Genomic DNA, 22,922 nt, shown 5'->3' with positions numbered 1-22,922 from the left:
AAAAATATGTCCAAGGTTGTCATCCTATCAGGCAGTCCGTCTACACAATCCCGTTTATACGGCTTGATTAACTATACAACGGAGCAGTTGCAACAGGCTGGAGCGGAGGTCACACTGCTGAATGTGGTCGACTTGCCGGCGGAGGATCTGGTCACGGCTAACTTTAACAGCCCCGACGTCACAGCATCACTTGCGCTGATTGCAGCAGCGGATGCCGTTATTGTGGCTTCTCCAGTCTATAAGGCGTCCTATTCAGGACTATTGAAAATATTCCTGGATTTGGTTCCGCAGGAGGGGCTAAGAGGGAAACCTGTCCTGCCTTTATTTATCGGAGGTACGCTGGCTCATCTGCTGGTCATTGACTATGCCTTGAAGCCGGTTATTAATGCACTGGGCGGAAGACATATTCTTGGCGGGGTGTATGCAGTGGATCAGTGGGTCGAACGTCTACCAGATGGAGCATACGGGTTGTCCGAAGAATTGGTTGCACGGTTGGAACGTTCTGTTAAAGAACTAAATGAGCTATTAAAATTATAGATATTTTCAATATTTCCATTGACAGGTCGTTCAGTGAGTTTTATGATACAAAAAAACCAAGTTAACATATTGGATAAATGTATATAAAACTTACTGGGGGACTTACGTATGAATATCGAGAATATGGAAGCCTTTGTATACGTGAATCATTATGGGAGCTTTAACAAGGCGGCAGAAGCCTTGTTCTTGTCCCAGCCCTCCGTTACAGCACGGATTCAGACGCTAGAGCGCGAGCTAGAATGCAAGCTGTTCGACCGCCAAAGCAAGCAAACGGTTCTGACGGAGGATGGACGAAAGTTTCTTCCTTATGCGGAGCAGATGCTTCAGGTGCTGCAAAAAGGGAAGCAAAAGCTCCAACAGCGTAAGAAAGCCCCTCAGCAAATTCGAATTGGCTGCACGATATCGGTGTCGAACTACATCATTCCTGAAATATTAAAGCAGCTTCGTGCCCGTTATCCAGAGGTTAACTACAAAATTGTGACGGCTACGACGGATCAACTGGTACATAAACTGTTGAACCGTGAGGTAGACATTAGTTTTGTCCGTAAAGTGATGCATCCGGCTATCCGTACGCTTGCTTTTTATGAAGATCCGATTTCCCTGTATGTATACGACGGCCATCCGTTTATGAAAACAGGAAAGGCCAGCATACAGGATATTCAACGTGAAACACTGGTATTTTTCGAATGCGGATCACTAGATTGGATGAGGATTCATCGCGCTTTTGAATCACTGGAGCAGCCACCGGACATTGCTTTTCAGGTAGACAATGTGGTCACGGCCAAAAAGCTGGTATTGGAAGAAGCGGGTATTGCCTTTTTGCCGGATGTCTGTGTGAACCGTGAAGTGAAAGATCAGAAACTGTTCCGTATCCATGTTCCAGAGGTAGCTGGGGTGTCTATGCAGATTAGCATAATAGCGACCAAAGAAGACTGTGCAGTGACCTCGGATTTTGCAGATGCACTGACAGAAGGTTTCCGGGGTGCTGTTTTGTTATAGGAATGTTCTATAGCTTGGTGGATTGACGTATAGGTTTCCAGGTGTTAAATTAATCACATCCTAAAACCAATTAAGCTTATAGGAATTATGAATTATTGGATGTTGTAGCTACCATGTATGTCGCAAACTGCTGATATACAAAGAGATGAGGGGGATTCATATGAAAAAGTGGTTTGCAATATTGTCTGTTATGGCAATCATCCTGGTGTTGGCAGGCTGCGGTTCCTCAGATAACGCGTCTAGCGCGTCAGGTTCAAGCGGAGACGTGAAGAAAATTATCGTAGGCACAGGTACTCAATTCAAAAATGTATGCTTTATTGACGAAAACGGAAATTTAACAGGTTTTGATGTGGAGCTGATTAAGGAGCTGGACAAGCGCCTGCCTCAATACGAATTTGAATTCAAAACGATGGACTTTGGAAATTTGCTGCTAAGTCTCGATGCCGGCAAGATTGATCTGGTATCGCATCAAATGGAAAAAAACCCGGAGCGCGAAGCCAAGTATCTGTTCAACAAAAATCCGTATAGCATTTTTCTGAACAGAGTCGCTGTAGCGAAGGATAACAATACCATTCATTCAATTGATGATTTGAAAGGGAAAAAGGTACTCACCAGCCCAACCAGTAATGCGGCGTATGTGCTGAAAGAGTATAACAAAACCCACGGAGATGCCCTGAATATCGTTTATACGAGTGGTGCAGCCAATGATACGGTGCAACAAATTACGAGCGGCCGTATAGATGCTACCGTTACGACAGACTTTGCGAACCGTTTTAACACCGATGAAAAAGGAGAAGTAGCTCTGAAGACCGTTGGTGATCCTTTAACTCAATCGGATGTACTGTATGTACTGAACAAAAATGAGCAAGGGTTGGCGGATGACCTGGACAAAGCCATTCAGGAAGTGAAGGACGACGGTACGTTGTCGAAGCTGAGCATTAAATGGCTTGGAGAGGATTTCACTAAGTCTCTGGAAGATGTGAAAAAAGAAGGTAGCAGTAAGAAGTAAGGATAGACTTGGACATTTCAGCGGTCAGGGTACTCTATGTATTCTGACCGTTGATGTATAGAAAGGAGGCAGGCATATGAGCAGAGAGTTCAATATTGACTATGTATTTAGCTTTATCCCGAAAATGCTGTCTTACTTACACATCACCTTGTTTATTGTGGCAAGCTCGCTTGTATTGGGGCTTATCATTGGTCTGTTGGTTGCGCTGCCTCGCATGTATAACATTCCATTTCTCAAACGTGTTTCTCAAGTGTATGTTTCCTTTTTTCGCGGAACACCTATTCTAATCCAATTGTTTCTGGTGTATTACGGCCTGCCAGAGCTACTAAAGCTGGTGGATATCAATTCCTCCAGATGGGATGTGCTGTGGTTTGCCGTAGCGACCTACGCGCTCAATAGTGGAGCCTTTATTTCCGAAATTATCAGGTCAGGAGTAGAGGCAGTAGATCGAGGACAAATCGAGGCTGCGCAGTCCGTCGGCATGTCAGGCTATCAGACCTTCACACGTATCATAATGCCGCAAGCGCTGGCTGTGGTGGTTCCGGTATTTTCCAATCTGGTGATTGGCAATCTGAAGGATACTTCGCTGGCATTTACGATCGGAGCGATGGAGATGACAGGGAAATCACAGACATTAGGGTCGGCTACCCAGCATTTTGTTGAAACCTATATCGCGTTATCCCTTATCTATCTGGTGATCAGTCTGATTTTACAAAAATTGTTCAAGGTGCTGGAAAATACGCTTCTCCGGCATGAGCATCGGGATGCAGTACAGAAAGAACCCGAAAAACGAAAAAGTTTTGTGGTGCGCTACCTGAGAAGTCCTCGTCTTAGTAAAGGAGGTAAAGGCATATGAGTCTGGATTTTGGATTTATATATACTGCCTTTTTAGGGTTGTTCTCCGCGCTGCCCAACACTTTAATTATTACGGTGGTTTCCGTACTGGCAGGGTTGGTCATTGGTATTATAACGGCACTGGCGCGAATCTATAAGGTTCCTGTGTTGTCCCAAATTTCTCACGGTTACGTTACCTTTATCCGTGGCACACCGATGCTGATGCATTTGCTGCTTATTTATTTCAGTTTGCCTTTGTTGATTGATGCGGGAGCGAAGCATTTCGGCTGGCCTCTGCATTCCAAAGATGTTCCTTATATGGTATTTGCACTCATTTCGTTTTCCATTACCAGTGGCGCGTATATGTCTGAGGTCGTCCGTTCTGGAATCCAATCGGTCAACAAGGGGCAAATCGAGGCGGCTTATGCCGTTGGTATGACGACGTGGCAAGTGCTGAGACGGATTGTATTTCCGCAGGCGTTCGTGGTGAGTTTGCCAAACCTGACGAATTCCGTTATTGGGATGCTTCATGGCTCTACCTTGGCCTTCACGGTTTCGGTCACAGAAATCCAGGCACAGGCTGAAATTCTGGCATCTACCAACTGGAAATATTTAGAGGTATATATCGCGGCTGCACTGCTATTTTGGGGCTTGACGGTATTAATTGAGCGAATATCCGGCTTGGTGGAGAAAAAAATCAATGTGTTTAATGGAGGTCGAGCATCATGATCCGTCTGCAAAATATAACGAAGTCGTTCGGCAAACATGAAGTGCTCAAAGGCATTGATTTGACCGTGAACAAAGGCGAGGTCGTCGTTATTTTAGGCCCGAGCGGTTCAGGAAAAACGACTCTGCTACGCTGCATTAATTATCTGGAAAAGCCGAATGATGGGGAAGTCAGCATTGGCGATTTTACAGTGAACTGCAAGCGACCTGCGAAGAGGGATGTTTTGGCTCTACGTCAAAAGACGGCTATGGTTTTCCAGCAATACAATTTGTTCAAGCATAAAACAGCGCTGGAAAATGTCATGGAGGGACTTGTCGTTGTCCGCAAGGTCAAGCAGGAGGAAGCGAAAAAAATTAGCATTGAAGTGCTGGAAAAGGTCGGTCTGGGTGAAAAGCTGAATCATTATCCAAGCCAGCTATCCGGCGGGCAGCAGCAGCGTGTTGGCATAGCGCGTGCCTTGGCGCTGAACCCGGAAGTGATTTTGTTCGATGAGCCGACTTCGGCGCTGGACCCTGAATTGGTGGGTGAGGTGCTGTCGGTGATCCGCAAGATTGCGAAGGAAGGCATTACAATGATTGTCGTTACACATGAAATGGGCTTTGCGCGCGATGTTTCAAATCATGTGGTATTTATGGATGGCGGTCATATTATCGAGGAAGGCACACCGGACGACATTTTTAACCACCCCAAAGAGGAACGTACCAAACAATTCCTGAAACGGATTACACCGGAATATAACTATTCAATTTAGACGGGAGAGGGAGACATGAGTATTAAAATCGGAGTATTGGATCAAAGCCCTATACACGAGGGGGAAACGGCAGCGCAGGCCCTTCGTAATACGATTAAGCTAGCACAGCGTGTAGAGGAATTGGGGTTTACGCGCTTCTGGGTATCAGAGCATCACGATTCCGAGCAGGTTGCGGGCTCTTCGCCAGAGGTACTCATTTCCCATTTGCTGGCACGCACTGAGCGTATTAAAGTCGGTTCTGGTGGAGTGATGCTTCAGCATTACAGCCCTTATAAAGTAGCTGAAAACTTTAATGTGCTGTCCTCTCTTGCACCGGGTCGCGTAGATTTGGGAATTGGACGCGCGCCGGGCGGGTTGCCGAAATCCACACAGGCGTTACAACGAAACGTTCATGACGCGCCTTCTCTCGAAGAAAAAATTGATGAAGTAAGTCGCTATATTCATAATATTCCGTCTGAAGAAGGACCGTTAGCCGGGTTACAGGCGAATCCGATTCCAGAAACACCAGCGGATATTTACGTTTTGGGTACAAGTACAGACAGTGCTGGAATTGCTGCGCGTTTGGGGTTGCCCTACGTTTTCTCGCAATTTATCAATAGTAATGAGCAGATTGCATTGGAATCATTCCGTACGTATCGGGAGTCTTTCGATTATAGTTGTGGACGTGAGCCGAAAGCTCTTTTTGCGCTTTCAGTCATCGTAGCGGACACTTCCGAGGAAGCTGCGGAGTTAGCAGGGGAGCACAAGCTGTACAAAATTCATCTGGCCAGTGGCAAGACGGCTACGGTGGGCACGGTGGAAAGTGCAGAAGAGTTCGGCAAGCAATCAGGTGAAGAATATACAATTGAAGCTACACAAGCGCAAATTAACAAAGGGAATAAAGACGAAATCTATGCTGTGTTGACGGAAATTCAAGCGAAGTATCAGGCCGATGAGCTAATTGTTACGACAGGAATAAGGGATATACACAAGCGCGTGCGCTCGTTCGAGTTATTGCATGAAGCTTTTGCCGGGTTGCCTGTGCAGTCCTAGATGTTGTTGGTCTGAGAGAATTGTAACTATTTTGGGTTCACGAAGGAGGAATAGGGATGAGTGGATCAACCGGGACGAAGGAGCAGGTTTTGGAGCAGAAGCTGGTGGACATTCGCCGCCATCTGCATCGAAATCCCGAGTTATCTAACGAGGAGGTTGAAACTACCGCCTTTATCCGCCGTCTGCTGGAAGAACAGAACATAACCATTCTGGATGTGCCGCTGCGTACCGGATTAGTAGCGGAAATCGGCGGACAGCAGGAGGGACCAACTGTCGCGCTTCGTGCAGACATTGATGCGTTGCCTATTCAGGAAGAGACGGGATTGCCTTATGCTTCGGTGCATCCCGGCAAGATGCATGCCTGTGGGCATGATTTTCATACCGCATCCCTGTTAGGAGCAGCCGTATTGTTGAAGCAGCGGGAGCAGGAGCTGAAAGGCACGGTTCGGCTGGTGTTCCAGCCAGCTGAGGAAAAGGCCAAAGGCGCTGCCCAAGTGCTGGACAGCGGTGCGTTGGCAGGGGTGCAGGCCATATTTGGCCTACATAACAAGCCGGACCTGCCCGTAGGCACGGTCGGCATCAAAGAAGGTCCGCTAATGGCAGCGGCGGATGGTTTTTACATCGAGGTGGAGGGTCTGAGCACACATGCGGCAGTGCCGCATGCAGGGATTGACCCCATCGTGGTATCGTCACATATCATTACGGCGCTGCAATCCATTGTGAGTCGGAGCGTTAATCCGCTGGATAGCGCGGTCATTAGCGTCACGAAGCTGCACAGTGGCAACGCCTGGAACATCATTCCTGACCGCGCCCATTTGGACGGAACCATTCGCACATTTGACGAGAATGTTCGCGCCCAGGTGACTGAGCGCTTCGAACAGGTCGTAAAAGGCGTTGCCGATGCTTTCGGCACGAAAGCGACCATCCGCTGGATCGAGGGCCCGCCGCCTGTGCTGAACGACGGTAAGTTGGCCGTCATCGCGGAGGAGGCGGCAGAATTGGTCGGTCTGGACGTCGTTCGTCCCATACCATCCTCGGCGAGCGAGGATTTTGGGTTTTATCAGAAGAACATCCCTGGTGTATTTGTCTTTGTCGGCACTGCGGGAAGCCAGGAATGGCATCATCCTGCCTTTGATCTGGACGAACGCGCGTTGCCCGGAACAGCGAAGCTACTGGATTCACTGGCAGATTTGGCATTGATATCCATAGAGTAGGAGTGCGAGCCTAGTCTATGGATACTTATCCCCTCCTTGTAGAGGGGATATTTTTGTTTGACGCTATATCATTCCAATGATAGTATAAAATTGTAATTTTATTCAAAATCGAGAGTGGGTGTAATAAGAGAGTAGGCGTTGTCGTTTTAGATGTCTCGTAAAAATAAAAGGTATGGAGGTTAAATAAATGCCGAAGAAAAATGGAATGATCATGGCTTCTTTTTCATTGGTAGTGGCTGCTTCTTTACTGGTTGGCGGGGCTAACGTTGGTTCAGCAGCCTCAGATTTGGAAAGCACTTCCGATATAGAGTCGACAAATATTAATTTGGCTGCTGCTGATATACCTGCTAAATTTAAGCCATCGGTAGAATGGGTTTGGAAGAATAGAATGGTCAAAGAAGGCTCCACCAACCGTAAAAATTTGATTTTTGATCAAATCTATGCGGGAAAAGGAACGCTAAATTATGTAGTGCGTTGGCAATCCTCTAAAAATATCACTCTTCAGCAGCGTAAAGATATGGCTTCCATGCTGAGTCGCCAAATCAATAATTGGAATAAGCAGTTGAAAGGGTATGATGGCTGGCCTTATAACAATATTACAGTAAAAATAGTAGGCTGGGCCGTTGCGAATCCATCACAGATTCTTAACAAACAATCTAATGAAATCGTTTACACGGATACCATTACGGATGACTTAAGTAAAACAGACCCGAATATTCCAGCTAAACTTCCGGTTGCTCCTAACGCACTATCGAGATTTGAACATTTTATGGACCCTAACTATTCTTACCCAGGTGGCCTGGACAAGCGGTTTGATATGTACTTATGGGGAACGTCCAATTTTCAAGGCGGAGCCGGCGGGGATTGGGGGCAACGTATGCCTGATGATTATATCCTGAACACCTTGAATTCGGATGAAATCCAGATTACAGAGCACGAGATGGGGCATGGATTCGGCTTGCCTGACTTCTATGAAGAACATGAGCGTCCACCCGGTGGGTTTCCTGTGCCAACTATTATGTGGGCCGGAAATTCCCCCAAAATAACAGAGTGGGATACCTGGATGTTGCGTTATACCTGGAGCCAGGTTAAGAAGGATACCTCTCGTTTTCCTAACCGCTAAAAAATGCTAGAGTAGTGTGAAAAAAGCTTATAAATAGAGCCGTTTGTTCCAAAATCAAATTCTATGGTGGAATTGATTTAGTGAATAAACGGTTTTTTCATTTTATAAAATACCAGTTTTGTGCATGCAAAGATCAAGTATATGTTCCAAGATACGATTAAAATGACTAATTTAAATCATTAAGGAAAATATTGACGATGCAATAATCCAGTGATAATATGATTTGTGATTATTTACAAAAAACGACAAGGAGATTTGATAGTGTACTCTTAATCTCCTAGATTAGTTCGCAAACACGAAAAGAGAGGTGATAGAGATAGTTATTTCAAGAAAACTATTGCAATAATACCAATGGATATGGAGGTACATACATGTTGAACAGAAAAGGAATGATGATGGCTTCTTTTTCAGTAGTCATTGCTAGTTCATTACTGATGGGAAACGCTAGTTTTGTATCAGCGGATTCTCATCTAAACGGGGATTCTGTGGTTGCGGCAACGGGTGATTCGACGTTAGCTGATATGCCAGCTTATCTCAAATCCTCAGTGGAATGGGTTTGGAAGAATAGGATGTTGACTGAAGGCTCGACGGTTCGTAAAAATACGATTTTTGATCAAATTTTTGCGGGAAAAGGGACTCTTAATTATGTTATACGCTGGCAATCCTCTAAGCCCGTCACACTGAAGCAACGCCAGGATATTGCTAAAATGATAGATCGGCAGATGAACCATTGGACAGATCATCTTCAAGGATATGACGGTTGGCCCTATAAGAATATTAAAGTAAAGGTGGTAGGCTGGGCTGTTGCCGATCCTTCACTGCTCCTGAACAAGCAGCCTGACGAGGTCATTTATACGGATACCATTACAGATACACTAGCTTCTGAAAAACCGGAAATTCCTGCTGCGCTTCCAGTTGCGCCTAATGAAATATCCCGGTTTGAGCATTTTTCGGACCCGAACTATTCGTATCCGGGTGGATTGGATAAACGCTTTGATATGTATCTCTGGGCCACAGAAAATTTTGGCGGGGGAGCCGGCGGCGACTGGGGACAGCGTATGAATGATGAATACGTTCTGAGTACGGTGAACGCTGATGAGATTGAGATTACTGAACATGAAATTGGTCACGGATTTGGGTTAAACGATTTTTATGAAGAACATGAGCGTCCACCAGGTGGATTCCCAACGAACACCATTATGTGGGCCGGCAATTCCGATCATATCACCGACTGGGATGTTTGGATGCTACGTTATACCTGGAGTCAAATCAAAAAGGATACGGCTCGTTTCCCAATCACGACTAAAGACGACGATGGCCCAATTGAAACAGATCCTGATGAAATCGTGAACATAGCACCTGCGGCAACGGCTAGCAGCTCTTATACTTCATCTTGGGAAAATGTAAGCGCGCTAAACGATGGATTTGAACCTGCCAATTCCAACGATAGAAGTCATGCTGTGTATGGTAACTGGCCTGAGACGGGTACACAATGGGTCCAATATGATTTTGATCAAGAATATACGATATCCCAAACGGATGTCTATTGGTTTAAAGATGGCGCTGGCATTGATGTTCCTAAGTCTTACAAGATTAAGTATTGGAATGGTCGTAGCTGGTCCAATGTCAAGCAGGCTAATGGATTGGGTACTTCGGCAGATCAGTATAATACGACTACTTTTACGCCTGTAAAAACAGCGAAATTAAGAATTGAAATGGTATCCAAAGGTTCAGCATCCACAGGAATATTAGAGTGGAAAGTAGCAGCTAACAAACTTTAAGCATCATATTATTTGTCCAGAGGTTGTCTCCTACAATATTTGTGGGAGACAACCTTTTCTAATTCATAGCTGATCAGTTAGAGTCTGATGAGATCAGGCTTTTTTTGCGCCTTGATTATGGCGTTTGTTTCCTTCATATTTGTATCTATGTTTTGCTAAATTCTCGTATGAATGGATCACTAAGAATGAACGGGTGTACGATAGTATGTATAATGGACATCAGACATGAAAGAAAAGAGGACAGAAAGCGATGAGTCACGACGTGAATGCTCCTTACGATGTACATGTAGCATATGGACCGGTGTTTGAGCTGCTCAGCAGCTTACACACCTTTATTTGCCGCAAGGCTTACAAGAAGACCGATTTATCAGCCGGGTGGGCGGAGCAAGTGCGTAGAACGCTGTCTCCAGGTTTGTCTAAATTGCTGGAGTCCATGGAAATCAATGCAGATTGGAAGGTTATTTATGGACTCGTCTGTATGCTTTCTGATCAGGGGAACGTTGAAGAGGTCGTAGACCGTCTGGAGAACCGGGCTGTACAGCAATTAAATGAACAGGCATCAGCCTTTGGGGTCCCGCTGCCTGACGATATGGAGAAGCTTCGTAAACTTGCTTTGCAACTGCTATCTGGCTGGGACGAGGAGTATTTTCGCCATGTGGATACAAGTATTCTAAGCGGTCTGGAACAGGAAGCTGAACGGAGAAATAAGGAGAAGGGCTTACATAGCTCTATGGAGTGGGTGGATCGTACCACTAATGGCTTCCGGTTCGAGCCTTCCGAAGGGCTGACACGGGTGTTGCTGGTGCCTCAATACCATTTTCAGCCGATTAATATCATTTATCGATTTGGGTCGCTCCTGTTGTGCCATTATTCGGCAGGGATTTATGTTCAGGAGGACGATTTTTTATCCCCACAGGAATATCGAATGATCCGAAGTTTGGGGGAGAAGAGCAGGCTTAAGATTTTAAAATATTTGTACCAAAGCCAGTCTCCACGAACCTTTATTGAGATTGTCCGTCATCTCAAGCTGTCCAAGGGAATCACCCACGACCATATTTTTAAGCTCCGGGCCTCTGGCTTCATCCATGCACATTTTGATGGTGAAACATTGCTCGGCTATAGCGCACGGCTTTCGGCTGTGGATGAAATGCATCGGAGCATCCTGGGCTATATGGAGCGAAATTAGGCTGCACTCACCAGTTAGACTTTAACACTTTAAACAAATAGACGTCGATCATTTGGAATCCAGATGAGATGACGTCTATTTTTTTACATAAAAAATGGAGTTCTCTCTTTACAGAACCGGAATAGATTCCTATAATGAGATTTATCTTATTAATTACAACTTGTTCGATCGGAATTTACTAAATTAACTCGGGGGGATTATTTTGAAAAAGGGAATTATTCTACTCAGCAGTCTACTTCTGGCAAGTTCTACCTTATTAGCAGCTTGCTCTAGTGGTGGATCAGATAGCACTAGCGATGCTACTTCGCAAAATAGTGATGCCGCACAGACAGCCGCTACAGCGCAGCCATTAACAAGTCTGGTACAAGCTTCTGATTTATCCAAATTGCCGGAAGTGTCCAAAAAGAGAAGCGACACGATTATTGTTGGTCTGACTGACCCAGCCGGGGTGTTTACTCCGTATTTTAACCAAAGCGGCTATGACGGCAACGTGATTTCGCAGTTGTGGACTCCGCTGGTCACGGTAGACGAGAAGGGGCTTCCGCTGCCCAATCTGGCTAAGAGCTGGGATATTTCTAAGGATAATCTAACGTACACGTTTCATCTGGTTCCCGGTACAAAATTCAGTGATGGCTCTCCTTTGACAGCAGAGGATGTCGCTTTTACCTGGACGTTGATCTATGACAAAGCCTATCCTGGTGACAGCCAAATCCGAAAGCTGAACATTAAAGGCGGCAAAGACTATACGGAAGGCAAGGCAAAACAAATTGAAGGAATCAAGGTGATTGATGCGCAGACCATTTCTGCGACGTTGGAAAAACCAAACGCGCTGGCTCTGCCGATTCTGGGTGACTATGTACTGTCCAAAGCCTACTACGGCAAGGATTACAAGTTCGGACAGCTGGATTATTTTAAAAATTTACATAGTAGCCCTCTGGGAAATGGGGCTTATAAGTTGGAAAAGTTCATTCCAGGGCAAGAAGTTCGTCTGGAGGCGAATGATCACTTTTTCAAAGGCAAACCGAAAACACAGCATTTCATTTACAAAACAGCAGAAGGCGACGCTTGGCAATTCATAGAAACAGGCGATACCGATTTTGCTCAATTCACCGCAACTCAGGAAAATATAGACAAACTAAAAGGGCTTGGCTTTTTAAACATTTTGCCGTATACCCCTAGCACTTACGGATATTTGCAAGTAAATCTTGAAAATGAAAAGCTTAAGGATAAAAAGGTTCGTCAAGCATTGACCTATGGACTGGATCGGAAAAGCATTTATGTCGACGCAGCTCAGGGAGCAGGGGCGGTCGCAAACATTCCAGCTTCCCCAATATTCTGGTCTTACACGACCGATGGAATCAATCCATATAACTACGACCCAGAGCAAGCGAAAAAGCTGCTGGATGAAGCGGGCTGGGCAGAAGGTAGTGACGGCATCCGTGAGAAAAACGGTCAGAAGCTGACCATTCACCTGTTGACCTCTAAACGTCCAGAAACAGATACCTTTATTGCGCTTGCGGCTGAAAATTACAAAGCGATTGGCGTTGACCTACAGCCGGAAATCTTTGCAGACTTTAATGCAATGGTCGCCAAAGTAGAAGGTAAGGATTATGATCTTGCCGCCTTTTCGACAGGCATGCTGACAGATCCATCAGATGGAATCGAGCAATTCGTCAATGGAGAAGTCAAGGGATATAACAATCCAAAGGTAAAAGAGCTGTATGAAAAAGGCTTGTCTACGACGAATATGGAAGAACGCAAGGAAATATATCAAGAATTATATGTGCTGCTAAACGATGAATTGCCCGTAATTTTTACCAACTATAAGAAGACGGTGTATGCCTACAATGGTCGGATGGAACATGTAAAGGTCAGTCCGTTCATTGGCTTGTCTGGTAATCTGTTCGAATGGTCCCTTAAATAAGCCACATTTGCGGGCCCCTTGTGAAGAACATCAGGTTCGGATCAAGGGGCCTCCCAAATAGGGGAAACGTAATGAGTAGCCTGACCTTGAATTGAAAGGAGTCTGTCATGAGCTCGTTTTTAACGAAAAGACTGACGTATATGGTTATTATTTTGTTGGCCGCTTCGATGATGATTTTTTTCCTGTATGCCATGACACCGGGAGATTTCATTAGCGGCAATCTGAAGCTGTCGCCAGAGAGAAAGGCGGAGCTGAGGGGAATTTACGGCCTGAATAAGCCTATTCTTGAACGCTATGGAAATTGGCTGGGCAATGCGCTGCATGGAAATTTTGGTTATTCGCTTGCCCAGCAAAAGCCGGTGCTGACCTTATTTAATGAGTATATCTGGAACTCGTTTTTGCTGGCCGTTGTATCGACCTTCCTGACCTGGTTTATCGCGGTCATTATCGGTGTGGTTGCTGCTTATAAGCAGTATTCATGGTTTGATACTTTGGTAATGGTGGTGATTTTCGCTGCCATGTCTGTGCCCTCATTTTTTATCGGGTTGTATCTGATTAAAATCGCAGCGGTTGACCTGAAGTGGTTGCCACCCGGTGGCATGCTTAATACGGGGAGTAACGCTACAGGTATGGAGTATGTGAAGGAGGTTCTCCAGCATATGACCTTGCCAGTGATCGTTATGACGCTGCTGGGACTGGGGTCGTTGACCCGCTACTTCCGTAGCAATATGATCGACGTGATCCAGCAGGATTATATACGCACAGCCCGTGCAAAGGGCTTAAAGGAAAGAAAGGTACTTTTTACGCACGCATTGAGAAATGCATTGCTGCCTGCCATTACGCTCGTTGGCTTCGAATTACCTGCGCTGTTTGGCGGGTCCCTGATTATTGAAAAGATTTTTAATTGGCCAGGAATCGGTCAGTTGTACATGCAATCCTTTTCGCTCCGGGATTATCCACTACTTATGGGCTTTACGATGCTAATTGCCATATTGAGCGTTATCGGAACACTGTTGTCCGATATTTTGTATCGCATCGCGGACCCGCGTGTGAAAGTGTAAGAAGGGGGCTAAGGAATGTCATCCGTGAGCAGTAATTTGAGCAAGAGCAGCGGCAGACTGCGAACAACTGTTAAATCTTCAATGTGGCAGCAAGCGCTCCGGCAGCTGTTCAGAAACAAGCTTGCTATGGCTGGTCTGCTTGTCGTGGTATTTATGTTTTTGCTCTGTTTTATCGGTCCGCTATTTTCTCCTTATTCCGATAATAAAACAAATATATTAATGATGAACAAGGCGCCAAATATCCATCACTGGTTAGGAACAGACAAGCTGGGGCGGGATGTGTTGACACGTGTGATGCAAGCAGGTCAAATTTCTCTTACCGTGGGTTTGGCTTCAATGGTATTGTCAGTCTTTTTGGGGGCTACGCTGGGGGTCATATCCGCATATTTTCGCGGGATTGCGGATCAGATTATTATGCGCGTTGCTGATTTGCTGCTGACGATTCCCAGTTTGCCGCTGCTATTTATTATGGGCGCGCTGCTATCTGACTGGAAGGTTCCACCCGATCAACGGATGTATATTGTCATGCTGATGCTTAGTCTGGTCAACTGGCCGGGGATTGCACGGATGGTGAGGGGCCAGATGCTTAGTTTGCGGGAACGTGAATTTATGCAAGCCGCGACGGTACTGGGACTCTCGAATCGTCGAAAGCTGTTCAAGCATCTACTGCCGAATATTTTACCGTTGTTGATCGTTATCGCTACATTGAATATTGGCGGAGCCATCCTGAGTGAATCTGTGCTCAGCTTCTTTGGCCTTGGCGTGCTGCCCACAACACCGACTTGGGGCAACATGATTGATGCCGCTAACAATGTGCTGGATTTTCAGCAACGTCCGTGGTTGTGGATACCGCCAGGACTGTCTATTTTTGCTACAGTCATCGCTATTAATATTTTTGGTGACGGGCTGAGGGATGTACTTGACCCGAAACATAAGAGGTAGGTGATCATACACCATGGACAATTTACTTTCTATTGAACATTTAAGCACTCATTTTTATACAGAAGAAGGAACGGTTAAAGCGGTGGATGATATCAGCTTCCGTGTGAAGCCAGGGGAAACGGTATGCATTGTCGGTGAATCGGGATGCGGCAAAAGTATTACCGCGATGTCCATCATGGGTCTGATCCAGAGTCCCGGTGGTAAAGTGGCAGGCGGAAGCATCCGCTTTGAGGAAACCGATCTGCTAGAGCTTAGCAGAAATGAGATGCGCACGATTCGCGGACATGAAATATCCATGATCTTTCAGGAGCCGATGTCTTCATTGAATCCGGTCATGACCATTGGTGAACAGCTATCCGAACCACTGATTGAGCATTTGAAAATGGGCCGTAAGGAAGCTCGTAAGCGAGCACTGGAGCTGATCGAACAGGTCGGTATATCCCGGCCGGAGCAGATTTTAAAAAGTTATCCGCATGAGCTGAGCGGGGGGATGCTGCAGCGAATTATGATTGCAATTGCTATTTCTTGTGGTCCCAAGCTGCTTATCGCGGATGAGCCAACCACGGCGTTGGATGTAACGATTCAGGCGCAAATCCTGGATATGCTGCGTGAATTTAAAGCCCAATCCAATATGTCGCTCATGCTAATCACCCATGATCTGGGTGTTGTCGCCGAAATGGCTGATTACGTCATTGTGATGTATGCAGGCAAGATCGTCGAGGAAGGCGAAGTGGTACAGCTGTTTAATCATCCCAAGCATCCTTATACACAAGGGTTACTAAAATCCAAACCGGTGCTTAATCAGCGCCAAGAGGAACTGTATTCCATTCCCGGGCAGGTCCCTAATCCGCTGGAGCTGACGACTTCCTGTTATTTTCATGACCGCTGTGGGCAGTGCATGGACATTTGTCGTGTAAAGGAGCCTACATTAAAAGAAGTTTCAGCTCAGCAGAAAGCATCCTGCTGGTTATATGAGGAGGCGGTTGTTCATGGCTGAGCCGTTGTTGGAAATAGACCGCTTAAAAACGTACTTTCCGGTGAAGTCCGGATTTATGAACCGTACTTCAGGACATGTGCGGGCGGTAGACGATATCAGCTTTACGATCCGTCAGGGTGAAACCTTCGGATTGGTAGGGGAATCGGGGAGCGGTAAAAGCACGGTGGGCCGCACGATTGTTAGATTGACGGATAAAACGGACGGTACCGTAAAATACAAAGGGGTGGATCTACACAGCTTGTCAGCCAAAGGGATGCAGGAACTTCGTCCCAAAATTCAGCTGATCTTTCAAGACCCATATAGCTCGCTGAATCCGCGTGTACGGATTGGTGATGCCATTGGTGAGGCGCTACTGGATCACGGTATAGCAACGAAGGAGGAGGTCCGGCAGATTGTGCTGGACGTGCTCAAGCTATGTGGATTGTCAGAGTATCATATCGACCGTTTTCCCCATGAATTTTCGGGAGGTCAACGCCAACGGATCGGCATTGCCCGAGCGCTGGCGCTTCAGCCGGATTTAATTATCGCTGATGAGCCGGTATCAGCGCTGGATGTGTCCATACAGGCGCAGATTATTAACCTATTCGCCAAATTGCAGGCCGAACGGGGTCTGACATATTTGTTCATCTCGCATGATTTGAGCGTGGTGGAACATTTGTGTTCCCGTATTTGCGTGATGTATTTAGGCTCCATGGTCGAAACGGCATCGCGTGACGAGCTATTCGGGAATCCGTTGCATCCGTATACGAAGGCGTTGCTGTCGGCTGTACCTATTCCGGTGCCGAAGCTGAAGAGAGAACGTATTTTGCTCAAGGGGGATATTCCAAGTCCGGTTAATCCGCCTTCGGGCTGCAAGTTCCATACTCGCTGCCCCTTTGCAATCGACCGTTGCTCCAAAGAGATTCCACTCTATCGTGAGGCTCGTCCAGATCACTGGGTAGCTTGCCATTTGGCTGAATGAACAAAGTCAGTCAGCAAATTTTAAAGCCGTTGAAACGGCAGACCGTTCACAAGAGTGAAGGGGGCTGCTGTTTCAACGGCTTTTTAATGTCGTGATTCAAACCGCTTGGGTTGACAACACACCTGGAGCAGCGTTATATTAAATATTAATCGTAATGATTACTATTTAAGGTATAAAATCATGTCCATATCCGTGTTCATCAATCTCGCGGTAGTGATGGTGAACCTTCATGATTGGCATATATCACAAGGAGGAGCTTTACATGGCCAAGAAGTCAAAAGTCGTAAAAGAGAAGAAACGCCAGGATATTGTAGCTAAATATGCGGACCTGAGACGTGAATTGAAAGCAAAAGGGGACTACGAAGCTTTGCAAAAGCTTCCGCGTGACTCATCTCCAACCCGCCTGAAAAGCCGTTGCGAGCTGACGGGCAGACCTAGAGGATACTTGCGCAAATTCAAGCTGTCTCGTATCGCGTTCCGCGAGTTGGCACATAAAGGCCAAATTCCAGGAATTACGAAATCAAGCTGGTAAACAGGTACTTATGTCGATCGTCAGCGCATGGAGATTATCTGTGTTGTTAACCTGAGGATATGTCTGATAGAAGGTTGTAACGGGAATGCTTCATGTCGTAGGGGGACATGGGGCATTCCTTTTCCATGGAAAATATTATCGTTTGTATTGATTCTCCTCAGATGGTTAGGTAGAATATGGACGGGTTAAAAATATACATAACAAACGATTACATAATGTGGATATATCAGATTATGTATACCTCAGGAGGAGCTACAAGATGGAAGTGAAACAGAGAGAGGACTCCTTTTGGAGTATGGTCAAAAAAGGAAACAAATCCTCGGGCTCGGCGGCGTTAGGTAATACCGGCATTGCTCTGATTAAGGGGATTGCTTTTGCCTTGACAGGCAGCGGCTCTATGTTTGCTACGATGATGCATTCCATTGCGGATGCAGTGAATCAAATGTTTGTATTCGCGGGCAGTGTACTAGCAGAGAAAAAACCGACAAAACGCTTTCCTACCGGCTTTGGACGAGTGATTAACCTGTTTTGTATGGTTGCCGTTATTGTTGTAACGATTATGGCCTATGAAACCGCATTGGAAGGCATTCATTTGCTGCAGCATCCAGCTGAATCTACACATGGATTTTGGATTAATGTAGTAGTGCTGATTTTGTCACTAGTGGTGGACGGATTTGTATGGAGCAAAGCGATGAAAGAAGTGCTGCATGAATCCAGAGTAGAAGCGAAGGGGCTAAGCATTTTCACCACTGCGTTCCGCCATGTGGGGCGTGCTGCACCGCCAACCCGGCTGGTGTTTTATGAAGATTTGGTAGCAACAACGGGTGGAGTACTTGCTCTGCTAGCAGTGGTGGTCACATCGCTGACAGATTTTAAACTGCTGGACGGAATTTCGAGTATACTCATCGGTTGTCTGATGGTCGGTGTTGCTTTCCGGGTCGGTTACGACAACATGGTAGGCTTGATTGGTGTATCTGCTCCTCCTGATATCGAAGAACGTGTGGCTTCCATTATTCTAGCAGATACACATGTAACGGATATTTATCAAATGCGTATTTTACAGGAGGGACGCTACTATCACGTGGAAGGGTTGATTGAGCTTACACCGGGCATGACGCTGGCAGATGCTGACGATATTAAATTTAGAGTCGAGGACGCTTTGCTACGTGATCCTAATATCTCAGATGCAGCATTGGGTATTCTGGAAGATGACGGGATTAGAAAGTGGAAACAAGAGAAACCCACAGTTTAGAAAAAATGATCAAAGCGAATCTGGACGGGGATTGGCAATAGTGTAAAATAAGAGCTTCCATGACCACAGCAACGGGGCATGGAGGTTCTTTTACTTTTTTCTCAATTGTTTTACTACCCCTTTGAATTTAGGATGATTGTTAGATACAATGAAAGCGTTAACAAAAAAGAAGGTGAAACAAATGCTTCTCATGGGGAGGAAATGCAAATGAGTCTTCTGAGGGAGGCTTGGCCTGCTTCGCGGCTCGTTAAGGCGCTGGCTGGCGGCATGCAGGATTCAGCAAGGCAACGGTTAAGGAGTAATTGGACAAAAAGGCTGCGGACGACTGTCTCTGAGCCGATATACGCCGAACTTTGGATGGATATTGTGCGTGTCTGTAAAGATAATCGGGAAACATCATGGCCTGAACTGCCGTTGTCTCTGTTTCGGGAATTTACTAATACAGGAGAGCGCAAGCCGTATGAGGATGTGTACTTTGAACGGCGTGGACGACTGGTTGCTATAGTGCTTGAAGCTGTTGTCAAGCCGGAGCCTCGAAAGATGAAAGAGGTGGAAAGCGGTCTGCTGGACATATGTAGCGAGTACACATGGGCGCTTCCTGCACATGTCAATGAAGAGGACACAGTAACACCGCCTTGGCAGCAGGTGGATTTATTCGCGTCCGAAACAGCACAAACGCTGGTTGAAATTTTATTGCTGCTAGGAGAACAACTGGCTAGCCATGTGGTCGCTCAGGTGCACGAAGAGATTGAACGTCGTGTGCTGGAACCCGTTTTTTGGAAGCCTCGTCATTTTGGATGGGAAACCGCAGATCATAATTGGTCGGCAGTATGTGCTTCCGGTTGCGGAATTGCAGCATTGCTGCTGGTAGAAGACGACTTTTCCAGAGCGGTAGCCATCGAGAGTATGCTGGGGGCGCTGGATTGTTTTTTGGCAGGCTACAGAGAGGACGGGGGATGTCCCGAAGGAGTAGGTTACTGGGTGTACGGCTTTGGTTATTTCACTTATTTTGCCGATATGCTGCGTGAGTTTACCGAGGGAGCTGTGGATATTCTGAACTCGGAAAAGGTTAGGCAAATCGCAGCCTTTGCAGAGCGGGTTCATCTGTCGGATGGTATTTTCGCTAATTATTCGGACAGTAGTGAAACGGAACGATTGCCTTCCGGACTCATTTCTCATTTGAATTCTTTGCAAGGAGGACCATCTACACTCCCTTTCCGCGTACCTGGTCTGTTGGAAGACCCCTGTCGCCGCTGGGCTCATGTATTGCGCAACTTGGTCTGGACGAATCCTCTGGCATTCGGGAGCGGTGAGACCGTTACCAATTATTTGCCGCAACTCGGTTGGCTGATGTGCCGCAGCTGCAGTTCCAGCCATAGTGGACCCGAAAGCCAAAAGGGTGAACCAGGTGTCATGCTTGCATTTTCAGCGAAGGCTGGGCATAACAATGAACCGCACAATCATAACGATCTTGGACATTTCATCCTTCATGGCGGTGGCGAAAATATATTGTGCGATCTGGGAGCAGGCTTGTACACGAAAGCCTATTTTTCATCGGGACGAGAGTCGATTATTAATATCTCCTCCGGCGGTCATTCCGTGCCTGTCATCAATGGGACTATGCAGCAATCGGGCGCACAGGCAAAGGCGGCTGTGCTGGATATTGCTTTGGATGAGCAGGAGGAGGTACAGACGGGCACAAGGCTTAAGCTTGATTTGACATCTGCTTATCCTGTAGAAGAATTGGCAGTCTTCACCCGCTCCTTTACATGGAATGTGCTGGAGGGAAACGAGGGGGCAAGGCTTACCGTCACAGATCATTTTGAGTTTGAAACGTCTGGCGTGAGCATGAAGTCACGGGATGTGGAGGAGCTTTTGATCAGTCGTATTCAGCCTAATCTGGGAGCAGGCTTCGTGGAATGGAAGGGAGCGAACGCAGGGGTCAGGTTAGATTATGATGCCAGCGTGCTGCGGGCGGGGTTGGAGGCTGTGAAGCACATAGATCATGACGGAGTTCCTTTTGTGTTTTATAAAACATCGCTGCAACTGGACTCCAATCAATGGAACGGTTCTGCAAGCGTAGATTGTAATCTGTTTTTTACCATACATTAATTTTCATTTTGAATGGGAGGCAGACAGGATGAATAAGCTGCAGACAGGCAGCGTGTACCCTTGGCAGACGGAGCTGGAGAGATTTATTGAACAGGTGGAAAGCGCGCCAAATCGAGTGAATGACGGTTGGACTCACCAACATAAGCTGGCTGTGCTGGAAAAGCTGGTTCGCGCATATGCCCTGCATCAGGACGAAACCGGAGCTATCATTGACCCCCATTCTGAAAGTGAACGGTACTACTCCACCCCCTCCTATGCGTTGGCTGCGGCGGTGTTGGTCAAAGAAGGCCGGCATGATTTACTGGAATCTGCTGCTGCGGCCTTGACGCATAGCATAGCTTGTGTAGTGGAGGAAAAAGCGCCAGATCACCACCCAGACTTTTTTCCAATTATGATGATGGGAGCGTATCGGCTCCTTAAAAATCTGCTGCCAGAACAAGCCATGGCATGGAAGCAGCAACTGAGCAGAATTCAGCCGGAGCAGACCTACATTTTTACGATGAGCAAAATGAAAAATCCGAACCGGATGATCAACTGGAATGCGATTATGATTTCCGGCGAGTTTTTGCGTGCAACGGAAGGAATTGCAGCCGATTCGGAATGGATGGAGACGTATATCCGCAGCTACCATTTGCCTCGTTTTACCAGGTTGGGCCTGTATCAGGATGGTCCGTTGGATCGGCCCAATAGCCCATTTGCCTACGATATCGTTACACGTTTTCATCTGGGCGTGATGCTGGAGAACGGATATGATGGCAGCTGCGCACTCGAACTGCGTGACCACCTTCGCAAGGGGGCGCTCAGCACATTACTGGCGCTATCCCCGCACGGGGAAATTCCGCCGCGTGGAAGAAGCGCCCAGCATCAGTGGAACGAATCGGCGGCGGCCTTTGTCTTTACAACACATGCACAGCAGGCTTTTACAGCAGGAGAGCATGGGCTCGCAGGTGCGTTCCGACGGGCAGCAGATCTATGCTGGCAAGCGATTAGCCGCTGGCAGACGGATGACGGCAAGCTGCATATCGTCCGCAACCATTATCCGTCCGAGGCACGGCATGGCTTTGAGGTGTACTCGAATCATACCTGCTACAGTCTGTGGACGGCGGCTGTGCTGGCCCACACCCTTCTACATGGTGAGGAGATGGATCGCATTTCCCCAACCTTCATCCCGGCGGAGATCGGCAGCCGGGTGTTGGCAACGGATGGCTGGTTCCAGACTGTCATTGCAGCCGTAGACGGGCAGCAAATGCTTGTGCAAACATCGGTCAACGACCCGTACAATATTCCGGGCATCGTGCGTATTCAGCAGTCTGCGCTGCCGTCGCTGATCGGTCCGTCCTCAGCAGGTCATGCAGACCGCGGCTTTACAGGCTTCGCGGAGGGAGATATTTTCCCGTTGAGCTATACCCCGGCCTGGCAAACGGAGGACGGAAAGTGGCACAGCTTGTCGGAGGGCATTCCCGGTACGCTGGAGTTCGACCGGGATGGAGGGATTGACCCGCAGGATGGTGGAGGAACCGTACAGATGGAACAAAGCTCAGCGTCTGACGGAGCAACGGATTTTACACTCCTGTGGGAAGGCCCATTCCCGGGAGTGAGGGAAATCCGAACGCATTATCGTCAGGTACCCGGCAAAATTGAAGTGGCGTATGAGCTTCAAGGCAATATTCAGAATGTAGGGGCACTTATTCCCCTAATGGCGTACGACGGTCGGGAGCGCAGTGTTATTCATCATGTCATGTCAGCTGGGAAAGAAACGGAAAGCATTCGAGTAGAATACGCAGGTGCAAGCCTTGAAGTCATCCCGACGACGGAAGGAACGAACGTGGTTTGGCCGGAAGAATTAGCTTCTGTGGCCTGTCGGAATGGTTTACTTAAGGGAGCGCGTCTGGAATGTGAAGGCAACCGCATTTCCTTTATCATTCGGTTACCTGAATAAATGGAACTG

The 22,922-nt window shown here is 47.0% G+C and carries 20 protein-coding genes; all 20 read left to right on the top strand.

Features of this window, described 5'->3' with window-relative positions:
* Window positions 1-6: 6 nt before the first annotated feature.
* The 20 genes from ssuE to MKX30_RS10605 all read left to right on the top strand — a co-directional run bounded on the left by ssuE (window position 7) and on the right by MKX30_RS10605 (window position 22,913).
* Window positions 7-537 (top strand): NADPH-dependent FMN reductase, encoded by a 531-nt coding sequence (gene ssuE, locus MKX30_RS10700; protein ID WP_029519116.1) that lies wholly within the window; start codon window positions 7-9, stop codon window positions 535-537.
* Between the two features lie 108 nt (window positions 538-645).
* Window positions 646-1,536, top strand: a complete 891-nt coding sequence (locus MKX30_RS10695; protein WP_013310069.1) for a LysR family transcriptional regulator — start codon at window positions 646-648, stop codon at window positions 1,534-1,536.
* A gap of 160 nt (window positions 1,537-1,696) precedes the next feature.
* Window positions 1,697-2,545, top strand: a complete 849-nt coding sequence (locus tag MKX30_RS10690) for a transporter substrate-binding domain-containing protein (RefSeq protein WP_023988354.1) — start codon at window positions 1,697-1,699, stop codon at window positions 2,543-2,545.
* A gap of 76 nt (window positions 2,546-2,621) precedes the next feature.
* Window positions 2,622-3,401 carry an amino acid ABC transporter permease gene (locus tag MKX30_RS10685; protein WP_023988355.1) on the top strand — a complete coding sequence of 260 codons (780 nt, stop codon included), beginning with the start codon at window positions 2,622-2,624 and terminating at the stop codon, window positions 3,399-3,401.
* Complete coding sequence (locus MKX30_RS10680) at window positions 3,398-4,108, top strand: amino acid ABC transporter permease (RefSeq protein ID WP_023988356.1); 711 nt, start codon at window positions 3,398-3,400, stop codon at window positions 4,106-4,108. The genes MKX30_RS10685 and MKX30_RS10680 overlap by 4 nt, the downstream gene beginning before the upstream one ends.
* Complete coding sequence (locus MKX30_RS10675) at window positions 4,105-4,857, top strand: amino acid ABC transporter ATP-binding protein (protein ID WP_023988357.1); 753 nt, start codon at window positions 4,105-4,107, stop codon at window positions 4,855-4,857. Before MKX30_RS10680 ends, MKX30_RS10675 begins: the two co-directional genes overlap by 4 nt.
* 15 nt (window positions 4,858-4,872) lie before the next feature.
* On the top strand, window positions 4,873-5,889 hold the full coding sequence (locus tag MKX30_RS10670; protein WP_068940753.1) for an LLM class flavin-dependent oxidoreductase: 1,017 nt from the start codon (window positions 4,873-4,875) through the stop codon (window positions 5,887-5,889).
* A gap of 56 nt (window positions 5,890-5,945) precedes the next feature.
* A complete protein-coding gene (locus tag MKX30_RS10665; protein ID WP_341062822.1) occupies window positions 5,946-7,103 on the top strand; it encodes an amidohydrolase in 1,158 nt (385 codons plus the stop codon).
* A 187-nt stretch (window positions 7,104-7,290) separates the two neighbouring features.
* Window positions 7,291-8,226 (top strand): dockerin, encoded by a 936-nt coding sequence (locus MKX30_RS10660; protein ID WP_068940757.1) that lies wholly within the window; start codon window positions 7,291-7,293, stop codon window positions 8,224-8,226.
* Window positions 8,227-8,597: 371 nt separating this feature from the next.
* Window positions 8,598-10,007: a discoidin domain-containing protein gene (locus MKX30_RS10655; protein ID WP_076160212.1), complete on the top strand. Its 1,410-nt coding sequence runs from the start codon at window positions 8,598-8,600 to the stop codon at window positions 10,005-10,007.
* Between the two features lie 250 nt (window positions 10,008-10,257).
* Complete coding sequence (locus tag MKX30_RS10650; RefSeq protein ID WP_279830658.1) at window positions 10,258-11,193, top strand: ArsR family transcriptional regulator; 936 nt, start codon at window positions 10,258-10,260, stop codon at window positions 11,191-11,193.
* Window positions 11,194-11,395: 202 nt separating this feature from the next.
* Entirely contained in the window at window positions 11,396-13,117 is a 1,722-nt protein-coding gene (locus MKX30_RS10645) for an ABC transporter substrate-binding protein (RefSeq protein ID WP_341062821.1), read from the top strand.
* Window positions 13,118-13,224: 107 nt separating this feature from the next.
* Window positions 13,225-14,178, top strand: a complete 954-nt coding sequence (locus MKX30_RS10640; RefSeq protein WP_061831922.1) for an ABC transporter permease — start codon at window positions 13,225-13,227, stop codon at window positions 14,176-14,178.
* A 15-nt stretch (window positions 14,179-14,193) separates the two neighbouring features.
* Window positions 14,194-15,120 carry an oligopeptide ABC transporter permease gene (opp4C, locus tag MKX30_RS10635; protein WP_023988365.1) on the top strand — a complete coding sequence of 309 codons (927 nt, stop codon included), beginning with the start codon at window positions 14,194-14,196 and terminating at the stop codon, window positions 15,118-15,120.
* Window positions 15,121-15,133: 13 nt separating this feature from the next.
* A complete protein-coding gene (locus MKX30_RS10630) occupies window positions 15,134-16,117 on the top strand; it encodes an ABC transporter ATP-binding protein (protein ID WP_053325318.1) in 984 nt (327 codons plus the stop codon).
* The gene (locus tag MKX30_RS10625; RefSeq protein ID WP_341062820.1) at window positions 16,110-17,078 is read left to right on the top strand and encodes an ABC transporter ATP-binding protein; all 969 of its coding nucleotides are present in this window, start codon (window positions 16,110-16,112) and stop codon (window positions 17,076-17,078) included. Before MKX30_RS10630 ends, MKX30_RS10625 begins: the two co-directional genes overlap by 8 nt.
* Window positions 17,079-17,340: 262 nt before the next feature.
* Entirely contained in the window at window positions 17,341-17,610 is a 270-nt protein-coding gene (gene rpsN, locus MKX30_RS10620; protein WP_023988368.1) for a 30S ribosomal protein S14, read from the top strand.
* 259 nt (window positions 17,611-17,869) lie between these two features.
* Window positions 17,870-18,862, top strand: coding sequence for a cation diffusion facilitator family transporter (locus tag MKX30_RS10615; protein WP_023988369.1), 993 nt, complete (start codon window positions 17,870-17,872; stop codon window positions 18,860-18,862).
* Between the two features lie 207 nt (window positions 18,863-19,069).
* Window positions 19,070-20,974: a heparinase II/III domain-containing protein gene (locus MKX30_RS10610; protein WP_076160355.1), complete on the top strand. Its 1,905-nt coding sequence runs from the start codon at window positions 19,070-19,072 to the stop codon at window positions 20,972-20,974.
* A 28-nt stretch (window positions 20,975-21,002) separates the two neighbouring features.
* Window positions 21,003-22,913 (top strand): hypothetical protein, encoded by a 1,911-nt coding sequence (locus MKX30_RS10605; RefSeq protein WP_028542367.1) that lies wholly within the window; start codon window positions 21,003-21,005, stop codon window positions 22,911-22,913.
* Window positions 22,914-22,922 lie beyond the last annotated feature (9 nt).

Source organism: Paenibacillus sp. FSL P2-0173, from assembly GCF_038008045.1.
GTDB classification, from domain to species: Bacteria; Bacillota; Bacilli; order Paenibacillales; family Paenibacillaceae; genus Paenibacillus; species Paenibacillus polymyxa_B.
The sequence above is the reverse complement of the archived record's forward strand: the minus strand, read 5'-3'. Positions and strand labels throughout refer to the sequence as shown.

Excerpts from the sequence above, each read along its gene's own strand:
- ssuE (WP_029519116.1), top strand. The coding sequence starts at position 7 with ATGTCCAAGGTTGTCATCCTATCAGGCAGTCCGTCTACACAATCCCGT.
- MKX30_RS10695 (WP_013310069.1), top strand. The coding sequence starts at position 646 with ATGAATATCGAGAATATGGAAGCCTTTGTATACGTGAATCATTATGGG.
- MKX30_RS10690 (WP_023988354.1), top strand. The coding sequence starts at position 1,697 with ATGAAAAAGTGGTTTGCAATATTGTCTGTTATGGCAATCATCCTGGTG.
- MKX30_RS10685 (WP_023988355.1), top strand. The coding sequence starts at position 2,622 with ATGAGCAGAGAGTTCAATATTGACTATGTATTTAGCTTTATCCCGAAA.
- MKX30_RS10680 (WP_023988356.1), top strand. The coding sequence starts at position 3,398 with ATGAGTCTGGATTTTGGATTTATATATACTGCCTTTTTAGGGTTGTTC.
- MKX30_RS10675 (WP_023988357.1), top strand. The coding sequence starts at position 4,105 with ATGATCCGTCTGCAAAATATAACGAAGTCGTTCGGCAAACATGAAGTG.
- MKX30_RS10670 (WP_068940753.1), top strand. The coding sequence starts at position 4,873 with ATGAGTATTAAAATCGGAGTATTGGATCAAAGCCCTATACACGAGGGG.
- MKX30_RS10665 (WP_341062822.1), top strand. The coding sequence starts at position 5,946 with ATGAGTGGATCAACCGGGACGAAGGAGCAGGTTTTGGAGCAGAAGCTG.
- MKX30_RS10660 (WP_068940757.1), top strand. The coding sequence starts at position 7,291 with ATGCCGAAGAAAAATGGAATGATCATGGCTTCTTTTTCATTGGTAGTG.
- MKX30_RS10655 (WP_076160212.1), top strand. The coding sequence starts at position 8,598 with ATGTTGAACAGAAAAGGAATGATGATGGCTTCTTTTTCAGTAGTCATT.
- MKX30_RS10650 (WP_279830658.1), top strand. The coding sequence starts at position 10,258 with ATGAGTCACGACGTGAATGCTCCTTACGATGTACATGTAGCATATGGA.
- MKX30_RS10640 (WP_061831922.1), top strand. The coding sequence starts at position 13,225 with ATGAGCTCGTTTTTAACGAAAAGACTGACGTATATGGTTATTATTTTG.
- opp4C (WP_023988365.1), top strand. The coding sequence starts at position 14,194 with ATGTCATCCGTGAGCAGTAATTTGAGCAAGAGCAGCGGCAGACTGCGA.
- MKX30_RS10630 (WP_053325318.1), top strand. The coding sequence starts at position 15,134 with ATGGACAATTTACTTTCTATTGAACATTTAAGCACTCATTTTTATACA.
- MKX30_RS10625 (WP_341062820.1), top strand. The coding sequence starts at position 16,110 with ATGGCTGAGCCGTTGTTGGAAATAGACCGCTTAAAAACGTACTTTCCG.
- rpsN (WP_023988368.1), top strand. The coding sequence starts at position 17,341 with ATGGCCAAGAAGTCAAAAGTCGTAAAAGAGAAGAAACGCCAGGATATT.
- MKX30_RS10615 (WP_023988369.1), top strand. The coding sequence starts at position 17,870 with ATGGAAGTGAAACAGAGAGAGGACTCCTTTTGGAGTATGGTCAAAAAA.
- MKX30_RS10610 (WP_076160355.1), top strand. The coding sequence starts at position 19,070 with ATGAGTCTTCTGAGGGAGGCTTGGCCTGCTTCGCGGCTCGTTAAGGCG.
- MKX30_RS10605 (WP_028542367.1), top strand. The coding sequence starts at position 21,003 with ATGAATAAGCTGCAGACAGGCAGCGTGTACCCTTGGCAGACGGAGCTG.